We start from the raw sequence: 15,002 nt of genomic DNA, 5'->3' as shown, positions 1-15,002 counted from the left end.
TCGCAACAAGCTGGGGGCCGCTGGCAGCCCCCATTATTAACGCCGCCTTCATGCGGCGCCCTGGCCGTTCACCCCGCTGAGCGTTGCTTATGCTCTTCCCAGCGTTCATGCAATTGACTCAGCGCATGATGCGCTTTTTGCCAACGGTCGGAATCGCGCAGTTCCTGACGGGTGAACTGACCGCGATGATATAACCGCTGCAATTTCTCTACTTTGACCGGGGACAGGTTATCTAACACGCTGACCGCCCCTGCCCGATTATTACAAACCAGGATCATATCGCAACCGGCATCCAGCGCCGCCTGGCCACGCTCGGCATAGCTGCCCATGATCGCCGCCCCTTCCATCGACAGATCGTCAGAGAAGATCACGCCCTCAAAGCCTAGCTCCTGACGCAAGATTTGCTGCAGCCAGTAAGGCGAGCCGCTGGCCGGGCGCGGGTCTGCTTCAGTATAGATAACATGGGCTGGCATGATGGCATCCAGCAATCCGCGTTGGATCAGATCGCGGAAAATAGTCATATCATGTTCGCGGATTTGGGCTAATGGCCGCGGATCGCGCGGAGTTTCTTTATGCGAGTCCGCCGTGACTGCGCCATGCCCTGGGAAATGCTTGCCGGTGGTTTTCATCCCGGCGCTGTGCATCCCCTGGATAAAGCGTTCGGCCATCACTAACGCCTGCTGCGGATCGCTATGGAAAGAACGTTCGCCAATTGCCGCACTGGCGTGGCCGATGTCCAATACCGGGGCAAAGCTGATATCGATATCCTGGGCAATCATTTCCGAGGCCACCAGCCAGCCAGCTTCCTGAGCCAGACGCCCGCCTTCCTGAGCATCGTTGAGCGCCGCAAAGGACTGCGCCGCCGGCAAGCGGGTAAAACCTTCGCGAAAGCGCTGCACACGCCCGCCTTCCTGATCAACCGCCACCACCAGTCGCGAATGCGAGGCCGCGCGGATCTGGCGAACCAGCTCACGCAGCTGCTGCGGATCGGCAAAGTTGCGGGTAAACAGGATCAGGCCCCCTACCAGCGGGTGTTTTAAAATCTCGCGTTCTTCTGCGTCCAGCTCATAGCCGACGACATCTAGCATTACTGGGCCCACGGCCACCTCACATCAGTATTCATGATTAGTTTGACGATGATAAACAAAAACGCCGGTATAACGCTGCGCCCCAACGCAAAAATTCCGCATCCCGACACTGCTGCCAGCGCACTTCACACCACATCAGTATCAGATAATCCACCCACGGCAACCAACGCTGGACCTGTGAGGCCAACTGCGGCAAATCGGCATAGCCGTGGGGTTGATATTGCTCCAAAAAGCGTTGTTGCACAGCCGGGGAAAATTGATTGAAGCGAAACATCGCCGCCAGCTCCAGGCCGATATCGCCATCGGCGGCATACTCCCAGTCGATCAGCCTGAGCTGCCCGGTCTGTCGCAGCAGATTGCCGGCATGAATATCCATGTGCAGCGTTGCCAACTGCAACGGGCGCGGCATGGTGCCGTTGATGAAATAGCGCTGCCAACGCAGCCAACCAGGAGTGATCCGCCGGCGATCAATTTGCTGCCAATAGCGGGTAAATTGCTGTTGCAGATCCAGCCGGTAACCACTCAACCCTCGGTTATGCAGCCGAGCGGTCAGCGCTGCCAACTCCCCGTTGGCCAGCATGGAAGCAAACGCCGTTTCGTCAACGCTCTCACCGGCAAGCCATTCGACGATCAACCACTCAGGGCTCTGTAACCACACCTTTGGACCTATGCCCAATCCAGCGCGCTTCAGCACTTGCCCCTCACGCCGACGGTTAACGCCGAGCATGCGTTTTTCCGGCGTCTGCGGACGGGCCAGCAGTTGCACATCGCCACTGTCGATCCGCCAGCTCTCGCCGCTCAACCCTTGTACCAGGCTAAAATGACAACCGGCGGTATTTACCGCCGGCAGTCTGTTACTCAAGAGTCGCCGCAGCTGGGATTCAGTATTTGACGTCGCCATTGCCTGACCAGACGATCTCACCGGTTTGCACCAGCATCAGCTGCATTTCCATCGACGGTGACTTCACATCGCCACTGACGGCGCTATACAACACGTATTGCGCGTTGACGATGCGTGCCAAGCCAATCGCCTTGCTGCGCGACCCGAGGCTATCTTCCGCCGACAGGCCCAGCGTCTGTTTGGCGCTCGCCAACTGCGCTTCCGGCACGACGGCAAAGGTCTTGTTGGATGCCAAAGCCTGGTGCAGCGCCGAGGTAGCGTTGCCGATGCTCAATGAGCCATTGGTATTGTTTTTCACGCTGTCCAACAGCAATACGCTGCCAGGCGTGACGCCATCGGCCTTCAGCATCTGATTGACCAACGGCTGCACGCTGCCCAGCCAGTCAAGCTGCTGGATCTTCGGCGGCTGTGGCACCGGCTCGGTGGTTGGTGGCAACGGTTCAGGCTGAGGCTCTGGTTGCGGCTGTGGCTCTACCGTCACCGGTGCCGTAGGCTCTGGCGGGCGTGATGGACAACCGGTTAACACCAACGCGGCCAGCGCCACCCATAGGAACTTTTTCATTACCTTCTCCAACGTAACCCAAAACTTATAAGTATAAATACAGACGTACACGCTTGGCATCAAGGTTGCCATTCAACGAATAAATCTCGGCGTCTGAATTGGCAGCGACGGTGACCGTGCGCGGCTGTTCAAAAGGCAGGATGTCCAGCCCCTGTTTGTCATACCAGTAGAAACGATAGTGGAGGGTCACCGGCGTCGTCTGGGTGTTGCTGAGCACCGAACTGGCCCGCAGACGGCCAGACGCGTCGGCAATAGACGGGTTATCCGCCAGAATACCTGCCGTCAGTACCGGTGAATCCATCACCACCGTTTGCCGTTCATTGACCGAGATGCCCTTCGGGCTGCTACAGCCCATCAGTATCGCGGCGGGGAGCACCAGCGCCATCAAGTAACGCGTCGTGTTAATATAGCGCATGGTCTTCCTCGGTTAACGTGACAACAACGGGCCCAGAGCGCGCCCACCCACTAAATGCATATGAATATGATAGACCTCCTGCCCGCCGTGACGATTGCAATTGATGAGCAAGCGGTAACCGTCTTCGGCAATCCCTTCCTGCTCGGCAATTTTGGCCGCCACGGTGATCATACGGCCTAATGCGGCCTCGTGTTCCACGGTCACATCGTTCACCGTTGGAATGAGCACGTTCGGCACGATCAGGATATGGGTCGGTGCCTGTGGGGAAATATCACGAAATGCGGTAACCAGTTCGTCCTGGTAGACCACATCGGCAGGGATTTCACGGCGAATAATTTTACTGAAAATCGTTTCTTCGGCCATCTGGAACTCCTTGTTCAGCGAAAATATTGGTTTACGCAGTATCGTGACAAATTCTACTGCTATCAACCCGATTGCGCACTTTCCGTATCGAATGATGGAGAATCACTCAACCTTACTAGTTTACCGGCGGTTATTGGCTACCGATCAACTGAGGCGCATGGTCACGCATCCAAGCAGCCAACGAGTCTAACGTGGGGCGCAACGTTTTACCCAGCGGCGTTATCTGGTACTCCACCCGTGGTGGCACCTCTGGAAACACCTGGCGAGTGACAAGACGGCATTGTTCAAACTGGCGGAGCTGACGCGTCAGCTCTTTTTGCGCAATTGGCGCCACCGCGCGCTGTAATTCGCTAAAGCGTATCGGGCCGTCGATCACCATCAGGCGATACAGGATTGGGATGGCCCATTTGCCCGAAACCAAATTGACGAAGCTCACCATCGGGCACGGCTCCCCCGCAGGCGGTAACGCATAATTTTTTTCAACCTGCCCTTTCACTGTTGACGCCATTGCATCCCACCTTGTCCTTTAGTATCCAAATGGTACCTACTATGCAAAAGGTACTGACAGACCAATAATGGCGTAACTGACCAACGAGAGGAAGGGTTATGTCACGATTAGCAGGTAAATACGCGTTGATTACCGGGGGAACCAGCGGCATCGGGCTGGAGACGGCCCGGCAGTTTATTGCCGAAGGAGCGACCGTGGCAATCACCGGGCGCAGCGCAAGCGGGTTAACAGCGGCTGGCGAAATGCTAGGGGATGTCGTGCTGTTGCACAATGACGCCGGGGATATCGGCCAACAGCCGATTTTGGCCGCGCAGTTGGCTAAAAGCTGGCCCCGGTTGGATATCTTGTATATCAACGCCGGTGATGTCACCCACCTGCCGTTGCAGGAATGGGATGAGCAGCGTTATGACCAACTGATGAACACCAATCTCAAAGGCCCACTGTTTTTGATCCAGGCTCTGTTGCCGTTGTTGGGCAACCCTGCCTCGGTGATCCTGTGTGGTTCCGTCAGCGCGCATATTGGCCTGGCGCAAAGCTGCGTCTATGCCGCCAGTAAAGCCGGGATTTTGTCTTTGGCGCGTTCACTTTCAGCCGAGTTGCATCCGCGCGGAATTCGCGTCAACGGCCTCAGCCCTGGCCCAACGGCAACTCCGGCACTGGGCAAGCTGGGTTTACCGGCACAGGCTGAACAGGCGTTGCGCGAAGAGATCCACGCGCTGGTGCCGATTGGCCGCATGGGGACCACGCTGGAATTGGCCAAAGCCGCCGTATTCCTCGCGTCTGACGAATCCAGCTACATGGTGGGCAGTGAACTGCTGATCGACGGTGGCGTGGGGAATTTAGCGCGGAGTTGAAAGGCTGTTGTAGGGGCGCTGCATCTGCGCCCAATGAGATCATGCCACTGTTTGTTCCACACGTTTAGCGCTTCAGCAAAACGTCTAACCTGGCTTTCACCCCACACCATTCATCATCGATGATGCTGAACCTGACCGAGTTACGTTTGCGCCCGTCGGGCATGATGCGCTCATGGCGTACAATCCCCTCCTGCTTGGCACCAATGCGCAGAATTGCCGCGCGTGACCTGTCGTTCAGTTCGTCGGTGGTGAACTGCACCCGTACCGCCTGTAAAACCTCAAAGGCATAGTTGAGCAGCAGGTATTTCGCTTCGGTATTCACGCCGGTGCGCTGCACCGATTGGCTCAGCCAGGTGTGGCCGATTTCCATTTTGCGATTACCCCGGTCGATTTTCCAGAAACGGGTGCTGCCGATAATGCATCCGCTATCCCGCTGAACAATGACAAACGGCAGCATGGAACCAGCATCACGGCCCGCCACGGCAGTGGCGATATAACTGTCGATCGTACTGGCACTGGGCACTGCGGTCACCTTCAGGTTCCACAGTTCGCCATCAGCAGCGGCGCTCAGCATTGCCTCACGGTGCTCTGGCTGCAAGGGTCGTAGTTCGATTTGATTGCCGATCAACGTTGATGGTTTGAGCACGGATGGGTTGGGCATTTTTCCCTCTCTTGCAGCATCGATGGACAGCCATCAGCATCGCAATAAACAGGGAAAAAAACCAACAAATTAAGCAGGGTGTACACTGAGCCCGTTCAGCTTACTTGTTCTATGTACCAAAGCGCTGATTTATTACCCGGCGGGATTAGGGGTAAAATTCGCGTGGGTGCTCTGGATCTTTTTGTCCTGAGCATGAGCAAGGGATAGAAAGAGAAAAGCCCCGAATCGATGTAAATCAACCCGAGGCCACTCTTATGCTCCAACAACATAAAGGTAGCCTCTTACCCACCGAAAGGCAAGGACAAGGAGGCTATCATGCCGCAAAAATTAGTAGTAATGGCCCTGGTTATTCTCTGTATCACCGTACTGGTGTTTACCTGGATGACCAGGAAAAGACTCTGTGAGATCCGCATTCGTAGCGGAGAAACGGAGGTTGCGGCCATGATGGCTTACGAATCCGCAAGGTAAGGCAACCCAACGGCGGGGCTTGCCCCGCCTGTTGGTTGTTTGAGCTGAGATCCATGAGCACCCCTCCCTATCTTGTTAAGCCATCCCACACAAAAGAGCCCGCAGCCGCCATAGCATAGGTAAGAAAAACAGGTGCAAAAACCAATGAGTTATATAGAAATTCGTCACCGCAAGAAACGGGTAAAAAACCAATAAATAACAAGGATGAGCACAGAGCCGGTTCAGCTTACTTGTTCTATGTAACAAAGCGCTGATTTATTACCCGGCGGGATTAGGGGTAAAATTCGCGCGGGTGCTCTGGATCTTTTTGTCCTGAGCATGAGCAAGGGATAGAAAGAGAAAAGCCCCGAATCGATGTAAATCAACCCGAGGCCACTCTTATGCATGAACACCATAAAGGTAGCCTCTTACCCGCCGAAAGGCAAGGACAAGGAGGCTATCATGCCGCAAAAATTAGTAGTAATGACCCTGGTTATTCTCTGTATCACCGTACTGGTGTTTACCTGGATGACCAGGAAAAGACTCTGTGAAATCCGCATTCGTAGCGGAGAAACGGAGGTTGCGGCCATGATGGCTTACGAATCCGCAAGGTAAGGCAACCCAACGGCGGGGCTTGCCCCGCCTGTTGGTTGTTTGAGCTGAGATCCATGAGCGCCCCTCCCTATCTTGTTAAGCCATCCCACACAAAAGAGCCCGCAGCCGCCATAGCATAGGTAAGAAAAACAGATGCAAAAAAAACCAATGAGTTATATAGAAATTCGTCACCGCAAGAAACGGACAAAAAACCAATAAATAACAAGGATGAGCACAGAGCCGGTTCAGCTTACTTGTTCTATGTAACAAAGCGCTGATTTATTACCCGGCGGGATTAGGGGTAAAATTCGCGTGGGTGCTCTGGATCTTTTTGTCCTGAGCATGAGCAAGGGATAGAAAGAGAAAAGCCCCGAATCGATATAAATCAACCCGAGGCCACTCTTATGCCCAAACACCATAAAGGTAGCCTCATACCCACCGAAAGGCAAGGACAAGGAGGCTATCATGCCGCAAAAATTAGTAGTAATGTCCCTGGTTATTCTCTGTATCACCGTACTGGTGTTTACCTGGATGACCAGGAAAAGACTCTGTGAGATCCGCATTCGTAGCGGAGAAACGGAGGTTGCGGCCATGATGGCTTACGAATCCGCAAGGTAAGGCAACCCAACGGCGGGGCTTGCCCCGCCTGTTGGTTGTTTGAGCTGAGATCCATGAGCGCCCCTCCCCATGTTGTTAATCAACCCATAAAAAAAGGGAGGCCTAAGCCTCCCCATTAACTCCCCTACCTGAATCAGTTGTTACGGATGTATTCATCCATATCGGTTTTCAGGTTGTCGGATTTGGTACCAAAGATCGCCTGAACGCCTGAGCCAGCCACAACTACACCGGCAGCACCCAGTTTCTTCAGACCAGCCTGGTCGACCTTGGATACGTCGGCCACGCTAACGCGCAGACGGGTAATACAGGCATCCAGGTTGGTGATGTTTTCTTTACCGCCGAATGCCTGAACCAGCGCAGCAGACATTTCAGAACCGCCCTGAGCCACCTGCTCGGAAGCATTGTCTTCACGGCCAGGGGTTTTCAGATCCAGTTTGGCAATCAGCACGCGGAAGATGGTGTAGTACACCAGACCGTAGATGACACCAACGATTGGGAACAGCCAGATTTTGCTGCTGTTGCCGCTCAGTACGATGAAGTCAATCAGGCCGTGTGAGAAGCTGGTACCGTCACGCATACCCAACAGAATACAGATTGGGAACGCCAGACCGGCCAGGATCGCATGGATTACGTACAGGATCGGCGCAACGAACATGAAGGAGAACTCGATCGGCTCGGTAATACCGGTCAGGAACGAGGTCAGCGCAGCGGAGATCATGATACCGCCGACTTTGGCACGGTTTTCCGGCTTGGCTGAGTGCCAGATGGCAATCGCGGCAGCAGGCAGACCATACATTTTGAACAGGAAGCCACCAGACAGCATACCCGCAGTTGGGTCACCCGCCATGTAACGTGGAATGTCGCCGTGGAACACTTGACCGGCCGCATTGGTATATTCACCAATCTGCATTTGGAACGGAACGTTCCAGATGTGGTGCAGGCCAAACGGTACCAGCGCACGCTCAACAAAACCGTAGATACCGAATGCCACCACAGGGTTCTGATAAGCCGCCCATTCGGAGAAGGTCTGAATAGCCGTACCGATTGGTGGCCAGATGAAGGAGAGGATCACACCCAGAATGATAGCGGCCAGACCAGAGATGATCGGCACAAAACGCTTACCGGCAAAGAAGCCCAGGTATTCTGGCAACTGAATGCGGAAGAAGCGGTTAAACATGTAGGCAGCAATGGCACCGGAGATAATCCCCCCGAGCACACCGGTATCCGCCAGGTGTTTGGCCGCAATCTCTTCGGCTGGCAAATGCAGCACCAGCGGCGCAACCACGGCCATGGTTTTCACCATGATGCCGTAAGCCACTACCGCGGCCAATGCAGAAACGCCGTCGTTGTTTGTGAAGCCCAGGGCAACACCGATAGCGAAGATCAACGGCATATTGGCGAATACGGAACCGCCGGCTTCCGCCATCACGTGAGAGACTACCAGCGGTAGCCAGCTAAAGTTGGCGGAACCCACGCCCAGCAGGATACCTGCGATAGGCAATACGGAAACCGGCAGCATCAGCGATTTACCTACTTTTTGCAGGTTGGCAAATGCGTTCTTGAACATAGTTGAGTGTGCTCCTGAGTAATAGTGCTTTGCTACTTCTCGCGAATTTTCGCGTTGCAGAGGGGGGAGAGAAAACCCCTGCATTTTCAGGGTGTCTGAGCACCCCTTTAATTTTTACGCAGAGTAAAATAAATACCCTGAACAATGTTTGATGGCAGTCACGTTTCGATGAATCTGACCGGCCATTTTTCAAAAATCGTCTACTTTTTGTGAAGAAAGATGAAAATTTGCCCGACCGTTCCCCTGAAACGGGTGGGAACATTACCCGTTTCGAGGATTAATTACGAGCTTAAAAAGAATTAGATTATCGCCAGCGGTTTGCTAAGCCTAGACGAAGGTTCAGAGTTCAATGTGAAACAAACGTGAAAAGTTGGTGGTGGTCGCTTGCGCCAGGTTTTCTAGACTGACGCCCTTCAATACGGCCAGGTATTCTGCGACGTCACGCACATAGGCGGGTTGGTTTTCTTTGCCGCGATGAGGCACCGGCGCCAGGTATGGCGAGTCGGTTTCCACCAGCATACGATCTAATGGCACATAGCGGGCCACCTCGCGCAGCGGCTCGGCGTTACGGAAAGTGACAATGCCGGAAAACGAGATATAGAAGCCCAGATCGAGCAAGGCTTTCGCCGTTGGCAAATCTTCGGTGAAGCAATGCAGCACGCCGCCGCAATCCTGTGCGTTCTCTTCACGCAGAATGGCCAAGGTATCGTCACGCGCGTCACGCGTATGCACAATCACCGGCTTGTTGAGATCCCGGCCAATACGAATATGTTGGCGGAACGACTCTTGCTGTAACGGGATATTGTCTTGCTGATAGAAGTAATCCAGCCCGGTTTCCCCCAGGGCAACCACCTGCTCTGCCGCAGCCAGACTGCGCAGTTCGGCATAATCGTAGCCCCCCTCCAGATTCAACGGATGAACGCCGCAGGAGAAGGCGACATCGTTACGTTGACCGATCAGTTGGGTCATCGCCTGGTAACCCGGCAGCGTGGTGGCAACCGCCAGTACAAAGCCCACATCCTGCGCTTTGGCTTTGACCAGAGCATCGTCCACGCTGTGGTGCAAGGTGGCGAAGTCCAGGCTGTCGAGGTGGCAGTGAGAATCTACTAATAACATGATAATTAACTCTTTTACAACGAATGAGGGGGTGAGTAGCCGGTAGCGCCGAGCATCTGCTCCCAACCGAGTAACTGTTCTGTCAGCAACAGCTCGCGATTAACGCCGACCACGCTGAGTAACTGATGGCGGCAGTTAAGCCACTGCTGCATGATTTGCTGGAGCGAAACGCTGCTCAAACGGCTGGCCAATTGCTGGACCAGTGGCAATTGATCCTGGTTCAGAGCATAGCTCGCGGCACCCTGCTGGTATTTCATCGCGTCCATCAGCAACGCGCATAGCCAGTGTAGCCGGTCCGCCACGTCGTCATGGTTCAGTGCCGGCAACAGGGCCAACATATCGCACTGCGGCAGAGCGGTGTTCAAGGCGTTGCACAGTGCGGCCCGCTGTTGCCAGCGATTCGGTTGCAGCAACTGTTCGGCAGCAAGGGGAGCACCGTCATGCAAGCGTAATGCGGTCAGGCGATCGACCGAATTGCCCGCGCCCTGGCGGTTAAGCCATTGCAGACTCAGCTGTTCATCCGGGCTGGCCAGATGCCAGTAGAAACAGCGGCTACGCAGTGTCGCCAGCAGGCGTGAGGGCTCACGGCAACCTAGCAGGAAGTAGGTATTGGCCGGAGGTTCTTCCAGGGTTTTCAGCAAGGCGTTGGCGGCGGCCTCGGTCAACAGTTCTGCCTGCGATAGCCACACCACCTTGGCTCCCCCCTGCTGGGCATGGGAATAGAGGACCTCAATCACCTGGCGGATAGGTTCGATACCCAAGCTACTCTTGCCCTTTTCCGGGGCCAATACGTGGTAGTCCGGGTGGTTGCCTGCCAGCATCAACCGGCAGCTGTGACACTCACCGCAGCTCTTTTCACCATTGCGCTTTTGGCAGATCAGCCAACGGCTAAGGGCATAGAGTAGCTCAGCATCGCCGTTGCCCACCGCCGCATGCAGCAGTAATGCGTGATGGCCACGCCCAGCCGCATACTGCCCCACCAAATGACGATAGGGAGCGTTAAGCCACGGGTACCAGTTCATTACGCCCCTTCCTGCTGTTGCAGCCACTGTACAACCACCTGGCGAATATCGGCGGTGACCTGTTCCAGCGTTTGTGCCGCATCTATGGTAACGATGCTCGCATCCTGCGCCGCCAGTTCAAGATAGCGCGCGCGGGTACGTTCAAAGAACGGCAGCGCTTCTTGCTCAATACGGTCTAACTCTCCGCGCGCACGCGCCCTTTGCAGGCCTACCGACGGAGGCAAGTCGAGATAAAGGGTCAGGTCGGGGCGGAAGTCACCCAATACCGTATCACGCAGCGAACTCATCAAGTGTGGATCGATTCCCCGGCCCCCGCCCTGATAGGCTTGCGCGGAAAGGTCGTGACGATCGCCCACTACCCAGGCTCCCCGCGCCAACGCCGGTTGGATAACGGTTTCCACCAGTTGCACCCGCGCGGCATATATCATCAGCAGTTCCGCCTTGATGGTCGGCAAATCGCCGTCTGCGCCGCATTTAAACAGCTCGCGCAGCTTCTCCGCCAGTGGCGTACCACCCGGTTCACGGGTAAATACAATGTCATTAATACCCTGCTCGTTAAGCACGTTGACCACGGTATTGCGCGCGGTGGTTTTACCCGCACCTTCCAAGCCTTCAATCACTACAAAGTTACTTTTCATTCTTTTCCTTTTGTACCTGCCGATAGACACGCACCGCAGCATTATGGCTTGCCAGGTTGGTGGTGAACGTATGGCCACCCTTGCCGTCGGCAACAAAGTACAAATAATCGGTTTTAGCCGGATTGGCAGCGGCTTCCAGTGAAGCACGGCTCGGCATGGCGATCGGCGTTGGCGGCAGGCCACTGATCACATAGGTGTTATAGGGCGTTGCCGTCTCCAGATCCTTACGGGTGATGTTCCCGGTGTAACTGTCGCCCATGCCGTAGATCACCGTAGGATCGGTTTGCAAACGCATGCCCAAACGCAGGCGATTGATAAACACCGAAGCGACCTTGGTGCGTTCCTCCGCTACAGCCGTCTCCTTCTCAACGATCGAAGCCATCGTCAGCAACTCTTCCGGCGTTTTGTATGGCAAGCTGGTGTCTCGCGCATGCCAAACGTCCTGCAATGCCTTGTACATCCGCAGCTGCGAGCGCTTTAACAATGCCTGATCGGTGGTTCCCGCCGTATAGAGATAGGTATCTGGATACAAACGGCCTTCCAGCACGCCACCTTCCGGCAGCCCCAGTGCCTTGGCGATTTCCGCCTCGCTTTTACCTGCCAGGGTATGTTTGACGTATTTGGACTCTTGCAGCACCTGCAGCCAATCTTTCAGACGCAACCCCTCGATAAAGCGCGCGCTGAACTGGGCTTCTTTGCCGCTCGCCAACAGTTTCAGCATCTGGCGCACCGTCATCCCCGGGGTTAAACGGTAGGTACCCGCCTTGAATTCGGCCAGTTCCGGCTCCAGGCGCAGTAACCACGGGAACCAACGGCCATTGTGGATCAGCTTGTCGCGTACCAGCAGCCCTTCCAGCGCAACACGGCCAGTGCCTGCGGGCAGTTTGAAGTAGGTTTCCTGCCCAATCGCCAGCGGAGTCTCGGCAAAGCGTTCAATCCGCTGATGCCCCCAATACAGCGAAGCCAACGCCAGGAGCAGCAGCAGTACAACAATCTTGAGCTTTTTTCTCTTCATCGATCAGCCATCATTAACAGTGTGGTCGCAAAAAATCATACAGTTGGCGCGAAGGGTAGCGCCATGATTGTGCCCTATTCACCGGCAGCAACGGCATCAGCGCGTTGCATATCAGCACTTCCTCCGCATCGGCCAGCGTCTCCAGCGGTTCACTGACGTAATGCAGTAGATACTCGCTGCCCGCCAGAAGTTCAATCACGCGGCGGCGCATCACACCGGCGACACCGGCCTGATCCAGATTTGGCGTAAAGACGCTTTTTCCTTTACGCCAGAACAAATTAGCCGCACAGCATTCCACCAGCATACCCGCAGTGTCAAGCACCAGCGCCTCATCGGCATCGGCCTGGTCAAGATGTGCGCGGATCAACACCTGCTCCAGGCGGTTAAGGTGTTTCAGGCCAGCCAGCAATGGATTACGCCCTAGCGCTACCGGGCTGAGCGTCAGGCTGATCCCTTCCTCACGCCATGACAGGTAATGAGCGGGATAGGTGCTGCGTGAAACGATCCGTGTAGGAGCAGCGCAGCCGCGCGGGCTGTAACCTCGTCCGCCGCTGCCTCTGGTCAGTATCGCTTTGACCACGCCAAGGGACAGAGAGCCTGCCGCATGGCGCATCTCAAGTTCCAATGCCGCCCAGTCCACTGCAGGCAGCAGCAACTTCTGTGCCGCCTGCTGCATGCGCTCAAGATGCCAAGGGAAAAGATCGATGTTGCCATCCACTACTCTGGCGGTGGTAAAGCAGCCGTCGCCAAACTGCAAACCGCGATCGCTGGCTGCCAGGGCGTCATGTTGTTGTCCATTGATCCAGTACATGCGTTTCCTCACTGTGTTATCACTACAGCATAACAGGCGCATACTACGATAAACGGCCTGGAGCCATAAAAAAAGCCCGGTCAAAATGCACCGGGCCTTTATCAACTTAAGTTGGCAATAATTATACGCGACGGAAAATCAGCGAACCATTAGTGCCACCGAAGCCGAAGGAGTTACACAGCGTGAACTCCATATCTTTGGTCTGGCGCGCTTCGTGTGGTACGAAATCCAGATCGCAACCCTCATCCGGATTATCCAGATTGATGGTAGGTGGAACCGCCTGATCGCGCAGAGCCAATACGGTAAAGATCGACTCAATCGCCCCAGCGGCACCCAGCAGGTGGCCGGTCATCGATTTGGTGGAGCTGACCATCACCCGGTTGGCATCGCTGCCAAATACGGATTTCACCGCTTGGGTTTCTGCCTTATCACCGGCCGGCGTGGAGGTACCGTGCGCGTTGATATAGCCAATCTGTGACGTTGTCACACCTGCATCACGCAGTGCGTTTTCCATCGCCAAGGCGGCACCAGCACCGTTTTCCGGTGGTGATGTCATGTGGTAGGCATCGCTGCTCATACCAAACCCGACAATTTCGGCGTAAATTTTCGCACCGCGTTGTTTTGCGTGTTCGTACTCTTCTAGCACCATCATCCCCGCACCATCGCCCAGGACAAAACCATCACGGTCTTTATCCCAGGGGCGGCTTGCGGCCTGTGGGTTGTCATTGCGGGTTGAGAGCGCACGAGCCGCCCCAAAGCCGCCGACACCCAGAGGGGTACTGGCTTTTTCTGCGCCACCGGCCAGCATCACATCGGCATCATTGTAAGCAATGATACGTGCGGCATGGCCAATGTTATGGACACCTGAGGTACAGGCAGTAGCGATGGAAATACTTGGGCCACGCATGCCGTACATAATGGTCAGGTGACCGGCAATCATGTTCACAATGGTCGAGGGCACAAAAAACGGACTGATTTTCCGTGGGCCACCGTTAACCAGTGAGCTATGGTTCTCTTCAATCAACCCCAGGCCGCCGATACCAGAGCCGATAGCGGCACCAATACGATTGGCGTTCGCCTCGTTGATATCCAGCCCCGCATCCTGCATGGCTTGCATGCCGGCGACGATGCCGTATTGAATGAAGGCATCCATCTTGCGCGCATCTTTGCGCGAGATGAAATCTTCACAGTTAAAATTCTTTACCAAGCCAGCAAAGCGCGTTGCATAGGCAGTAGTATCGAAATGGTCGATCAGGCTGATGCCACTCTGACCGGCAAGAAGAGCATTCCATGTGGACTCTACAGTATTGCCGACAGGAGACAACATGCCCAGTCCGGTCACAACTACTCGACGCTTAGACACGTTTGTCCTCCAAGGAGGGAAAATATGACGCTAGGGATAGAAAAAACTTAGGCGGTCGAGTGACCGCCTAGATATGTTCGCTTACTGCTGGCTAGCGTTGATGAAATCAATAGCTGCTTGCACAGTAGTGATTTTCTCAGCTTCTTCGTCTGGAATTTCGGTGTCGAATTCTTCTTCCAGAGCCATTACCAGCTCAACGGTGTCAAGAGAATCAGCGCCCAGGTCTTCAACGAAAGAAGCGTTGTTCAATACTTCTTCCTGCTTAACACCCAGTTGCTCAACAATGATTTTCTTAACGCGTTCTTCGATAGTGCTCATACTCTTAAATTTCCTATCAAAACTCGCTTTCGCGATGGTTTTCGTAGTGTATAAAATGTTGAAAAAGATGCAACTAAATCCCGGCTGGTCAAACCACGATTTTACGCTATTTTGCGGTTTTTACCTCAAATAACGCAAATA

19 protein-coding genes are annotated in these 15,002 nt (G+C 54.8%); 4 read left to right on the top strand and 15 right to left on the bottom strand.

Annotated features, from left to right (window positions below):
* Positions 1-68 precede the first annotated feature (68 nt).
* From nagZ to KGP17_RS10790, 6 genes are all read right to left on the bottom strand, one after another.
* A complete protein-coding gene (gene nagZ / locus KGP17_RS10815; RefSeq protein WP_223499284.1) occupies positions 69-1,088 on the bottom strand; it encodes a beta-N-acetylhexosaminidase in 1,020 nt (339 codons plus the stop codon).
* A 37-nt stretch (positions 1,089-1,125) separates the two neighbouring features.
* On the bottom strand, positions 1,126-1,989 hold the full coding sequence (locus KGP17_RS10810; protein WP_218519446.1) for a phosphotransferase: 864 nt from the start codon (positions 1,987-1,989) through the stop codon (positions 1,126-1,128).
* Positions 1,970-2,551: a penicillin-binding protein activator LpoB gene (lpoB, locus tag KGP17_RS10805; RefSeq protein WP_037374848.1), complete on the bottom strand. Its 582-nt coding sequence runs from the start codon at positions 2,549-2,551 to the stop codon at positions 1,970-1,972. Before lpoB ends, KGP17_RS10810 begins: the two co-directional genes overlap by 20 nt.
* Before the next feature lie 25 nt (positions 2,552-2,576).
* Entirely contained in the window at positions 2,577-2,966 is a 390-nt protein-coding gene (locus KGP17_RS10800; RefSeq protein WP_218519447.1) for a YcfL family protein, read from the bottom strand.
* Positions 2,967-2,978: 12 nt separating this feature from the next.
* Complete coding sequence (gene hinT / locus KGP17_RS10795) at positions 2,979-3,329, bottom strand: purine nucleoside phosphoramidase (RefSeq protein WP_021178295.1); 351 nt, start codon at positions 3,327-3,329, stop codon at positions 2,979-2,981.
* A 130-nt stretch (positions 3,330-3,459) separates the two neighbouring features.
* The gene (locus KGP17_RS10790) at positions 3,460-3,768 is read right to left on the bottom strand and encodes a helix-turn-helix domain-containing protein (RefSeq protein ID WP_223499634.1); all 309 of its coding nucleotides are present in this window, start codon (positions 3,766-3,768) and stop codon (positions 3,460-3,462) included.
* 167 nt (positions 3,769-3,935) lie between these two features.
* Between KGP17_RS10790 and KGP17_RS10785 the strand changes: the two genes are divergently transcribed.
* Entirely contained in the window at positions 3,936-4,691 is a 756-nt protein-coding gene (locus KGP17_RS10785) for an SDR family oxidoreductase (RefSeq protein WP_223499283.1), read from the top strand.
* 64 nt (positions 4,692-4,755) lie between these two features.
* Here the strand turns inward: KGP17_RS10785 and KGP17_RS10780 are convergent, their stop codons facing one another.
* Positions 4,756-5,352, bottom strand: a complete 597-nt coding sequence (locus KGP17_RS10780) for a GNAT family N-acetyltransferase (RefSeq protein ID WP_223499282.1) — start codon at positions 5,350-5,352, stop codon at positions 4,756-4,758.
* A 315-nt stretch (positions 5,353-5,667) separates the two neighbouring features.
* On the opposite strand from KGP17_RS10780, the gene KGP17_RS10775 reads away from it, so the two are divergent.
* The 3 genes from KGP17_RS10775 to KGP17_RS10765 all read left to right on the top strand — a co-directional run bounded on the left by KGP17_RS10775 (position 5,668) and on the right by KGP17_RS10765 (position 7,011).
* The gene (locus tag KGP17_RS10775) at positions 5,668-5,820 is read left to right on the top strand and encodes a type I toxin-antitoxin system Hok family toxin (protein ID WP_021178298.1); all 153 of its coding nucleotides are present in this window, start codon (positions 5,668-5,670) and stop codon (positions 5,818-5,820) included.
* Between the two features lie 441 nt (positions 5,821-6,261).
* Positions 6,262-6,414 carry a type I toxin-antitoxin system Hok family toxin gene (locus KGP17_RS10770; RefSeq protein ID WP_021804709.1) on the top strand — a complete coding sequence of 51 codons (153 nt, stop codon included), beginning with the start codon at positions 6,262-6,264 and terminating at the stop codon, positions 6,412-6,414.
* A gap of 444 nt (positions 6,415-6,858) precedes the next feature.
* A complete protein-coding gene (locus KGP17_RS10765) occupies positions 6,859-7,011 on the top strand; it encodes a type I toxin-antitoxin system Hok family toxin (RefSeq protein ID WP_059200560.1) in 153 nt (50 codons plus the stop codon).
* 133 nt (positions 7,012-7,144) lie between these two features.
* On the opposite strand, the gene ptsG is transcribed toward KGP17_RS10765, so the two are convergent.
* The 8 genes from ptsG to acpP all read right to left on the bottom strand — a co-directional run bounded on the left by ptsG (position 7,145) and on the right by acpP (position 14,861).
* Positions 7,145-8,578 (bottom strand): PTS glucose transporter subunit IIBC, encoded by a 1,434-nt coding sequence (gene ptsG / locus KGP17_RS10760; RefSeq protein ID WP_021804710.1) that lies wholly within the window; start codon positions 8,576-8,578, stop codon positions 7,145-7,147.
* Between the two features lie 339 nt (positions 8,579-8,917).
* Complete coding sequence (locus KGP17_RS10755; protein WP_094982272.1) at positions 8,918-9,694, bottom strand: metal-dependent hydrolase; 777 nt, start codon at positions 9,692-9,694, stop codon at positions 8,918-8,920.
* Positions 9,695-9,708: 14 nt separating this feature from the next.
* On the bottom strand, positions 9,709-10,716 hold the full coding sequence (gene holB / locus KGP17_RS10750) for a DNA polymerase III subunit delta' (RefSeq protein ID WP_059200558.1): 1,008 nt from the start codon (positions 10,714-10,716) through the stop codon (positions 9,709-9,711).
* Positions 10,716-11,354 (bottom strand): dTMP kinase, encoded by a 639-nt coding sequence (tmk, locus tag KGP17_RS10745; protein ID WP_021804713.1) that lies wholly within the window; start codon positions 11,352-11,354, stop codon positions 10,716-10,718. Before tmk ends, holB begins: the two co-directional genes overlap by 1 nt.
* A complete protein-coding gene (gene mltG / locus KGP17_RS10740) occupies positions 11,344-12,369 on the bottom strand; it encodes an endolytic transglycosylase MltG (protein ID WP_021804714.1) in 1,026 nt (341 codons plus the stop codon). The genes tmk and mltG overlap by 11 nt, the downstream gene beginning before the upstream one ends.
* Before the next feature lie 13 nt (positions 12,370-12,382).
* Positions 12,383-13,180 (bottom strand): aminodeoxychorismate lyase, encoded by a 798-nt coding sequence (gene pabC, locus KGP17_RS10735; protein WP_209527579.1) that lies wholly within the window; start codon positions 13,178-13,180, stop codon positions 12,383-12,385.
* A 121-nt stretch (positions 13,181-13,301) separates the two neighbouring features.
* Entirely contained in the window at positions 13,302-14,543 is a 1,242-nt protein-coding gene (gene fabF, locus KGP17_RS10730; protein ID WP_024485943.1) for a beta-ketoacyl-ACP synthase II, read from the bottom strand.
* Between the two features lie 81 nt (positions 14,544-14,624).
* On the bottom strand, positions 14,625-14,861 hold the full coding sequence (gene acpP, locus KGP17_RS10725) for an acyl carrier protein (RefSeq protein WP_004719003.1): 237 nt from the start codon (positions 14,859-14,861) through the stop codon (positions 14,625-14,627).
* Between the last annotated feature and the right edge of the window lie 141 nt (positions 14,862-15,002).

This window comes from Serratia sp. JSRIV001, assembly GCF_019968745.1.
Lineage (GTDB): Bacteria > Pseudomonadota > Gammaproteobacteria > Enterobacterales > Enterobacteriaceae > Chania > Chania fonticola_B.
Note: the sequence above shows the minus strand (reverse complement) of the source record. Positions and strands in the feature narration are given on the sequence as shown.

Coding starts and splice junctions, on each gene's coding strand:
- nagZ (WP_223499284.1), bottom strand. CDS start 1,088: ATGCTAGATGTCGTCGGCTATGAGCTGGACGCAGAAGAACGCGAGATT.
- KGP17_RS10810 (WP_218519446.1), bottom strand. CDS start 1,989: ATGGCGACGTCAAATACTGAATCCCAGCTGCGGCGACTCTTGAGTAAC.
- lpoB (WP_037374848.1), bottom strand. CDS start 2,551: ATGAAAAAGTTCCTATGGGTGGCGCTGGCCGCGTTGGTGTTAACCGGT.
- KGP17_RS10800 (WP_218519447.1), bottom strand. CDS start 2,966: ATGCGCTATATTAACACGACGCGTTACTTGATGGCGCTGGTGCTCCCC.
- hinT (WP_021178295.1), bottom strand. CDS start 3,329: ATGGCCGAAGAAACGATTTTCAGTAAAATTATTCGCCGTGAAATCCCT.
- KGP17_RS10790 (WP_223499634.1), bottom strand. CDS start 3,768: ATGGTGAGCTTCGTCAATTTGGTTTCGGGCAAATGGGCCATCCCAATC.
- KGP17_RS10785 (WP_223499283.1), top strand. CDS start 3,936: ATGTCACGATTAGCAGGTAAATACGCGTTGATTACCGGGGGAACCAGC.
- KGP17_RS10780 (WP_223499282.1), bottom strand. CDS start 5,352: ATGCCCAACCCATCCGTGCTCAAACCATCAACGTTGATCGGCAATCAA.
- KGP17_RS10775 (WP_021178298.1), top strand. CDS start 5,668: ATGCCGCAAAAATTAGTAGTAATGGCCCTGGTTATTCTCTGTATCACC.
- KGP17_RS10770 (WP_021804709.1), top strand. CDS start 6,262: ATGCCGCAAAAATTAGTAGTAATGACCCTGGTTATTCTCTGTATCACC.
- KGP17_RS10765 (WP_059200560.1), top strand. CDS start 6,859: ATGCCGCAAAAATTAGTAGTAATGTCCCTGGTTATTCTCTGTATCACC.
- ptsG (WP_021804710.1), bottom strand. CDS start 8,578: ATGTTCAAGAACGCATTTGCCAACCTGCAAAAAGTAGGTAAATCGCTG.
- KGP17_RS10755 (WP_094982272.1), bottom strand. CDS start 9,694: ATGTTATTAGTAGATTCTCACTGCCACCTCGACAGCCTGGACTTCGCC.
- holB (WP_059200558.1), bottom strand. CDS start 10,716: ATGAACTGGTACCCGTGGCTTAACGCTCCCTATCGTCATTTGGTGGGG.
- tmk (WP_021804713.1), bottom strand. CDS start 11,354: ATGAAAAGTAACTTTGTAGTGATTGAAGGCTTGGAAGGTGCGGGTAAA.
- mltG (WP_021804714.1), bottom strand. CDS start 12,369: ATGAAGAGAAAAAAGCTCAAGATTGTTGTACTGCTGCTGCTCCTGGCG.
- pabC (WP_209527579.1), bottom strand. CDS start 13,180: ATGTACTGGATCAATGGACAACAACATGACGCCCTGGCAGCCAGCGAT.
- acpP (WP_004719003.1), bottom strand. CDS start 14,861: ATGAGCACTATCGAAGAACGCGTTAAGAAAATCATTGTTGAGCAACTG.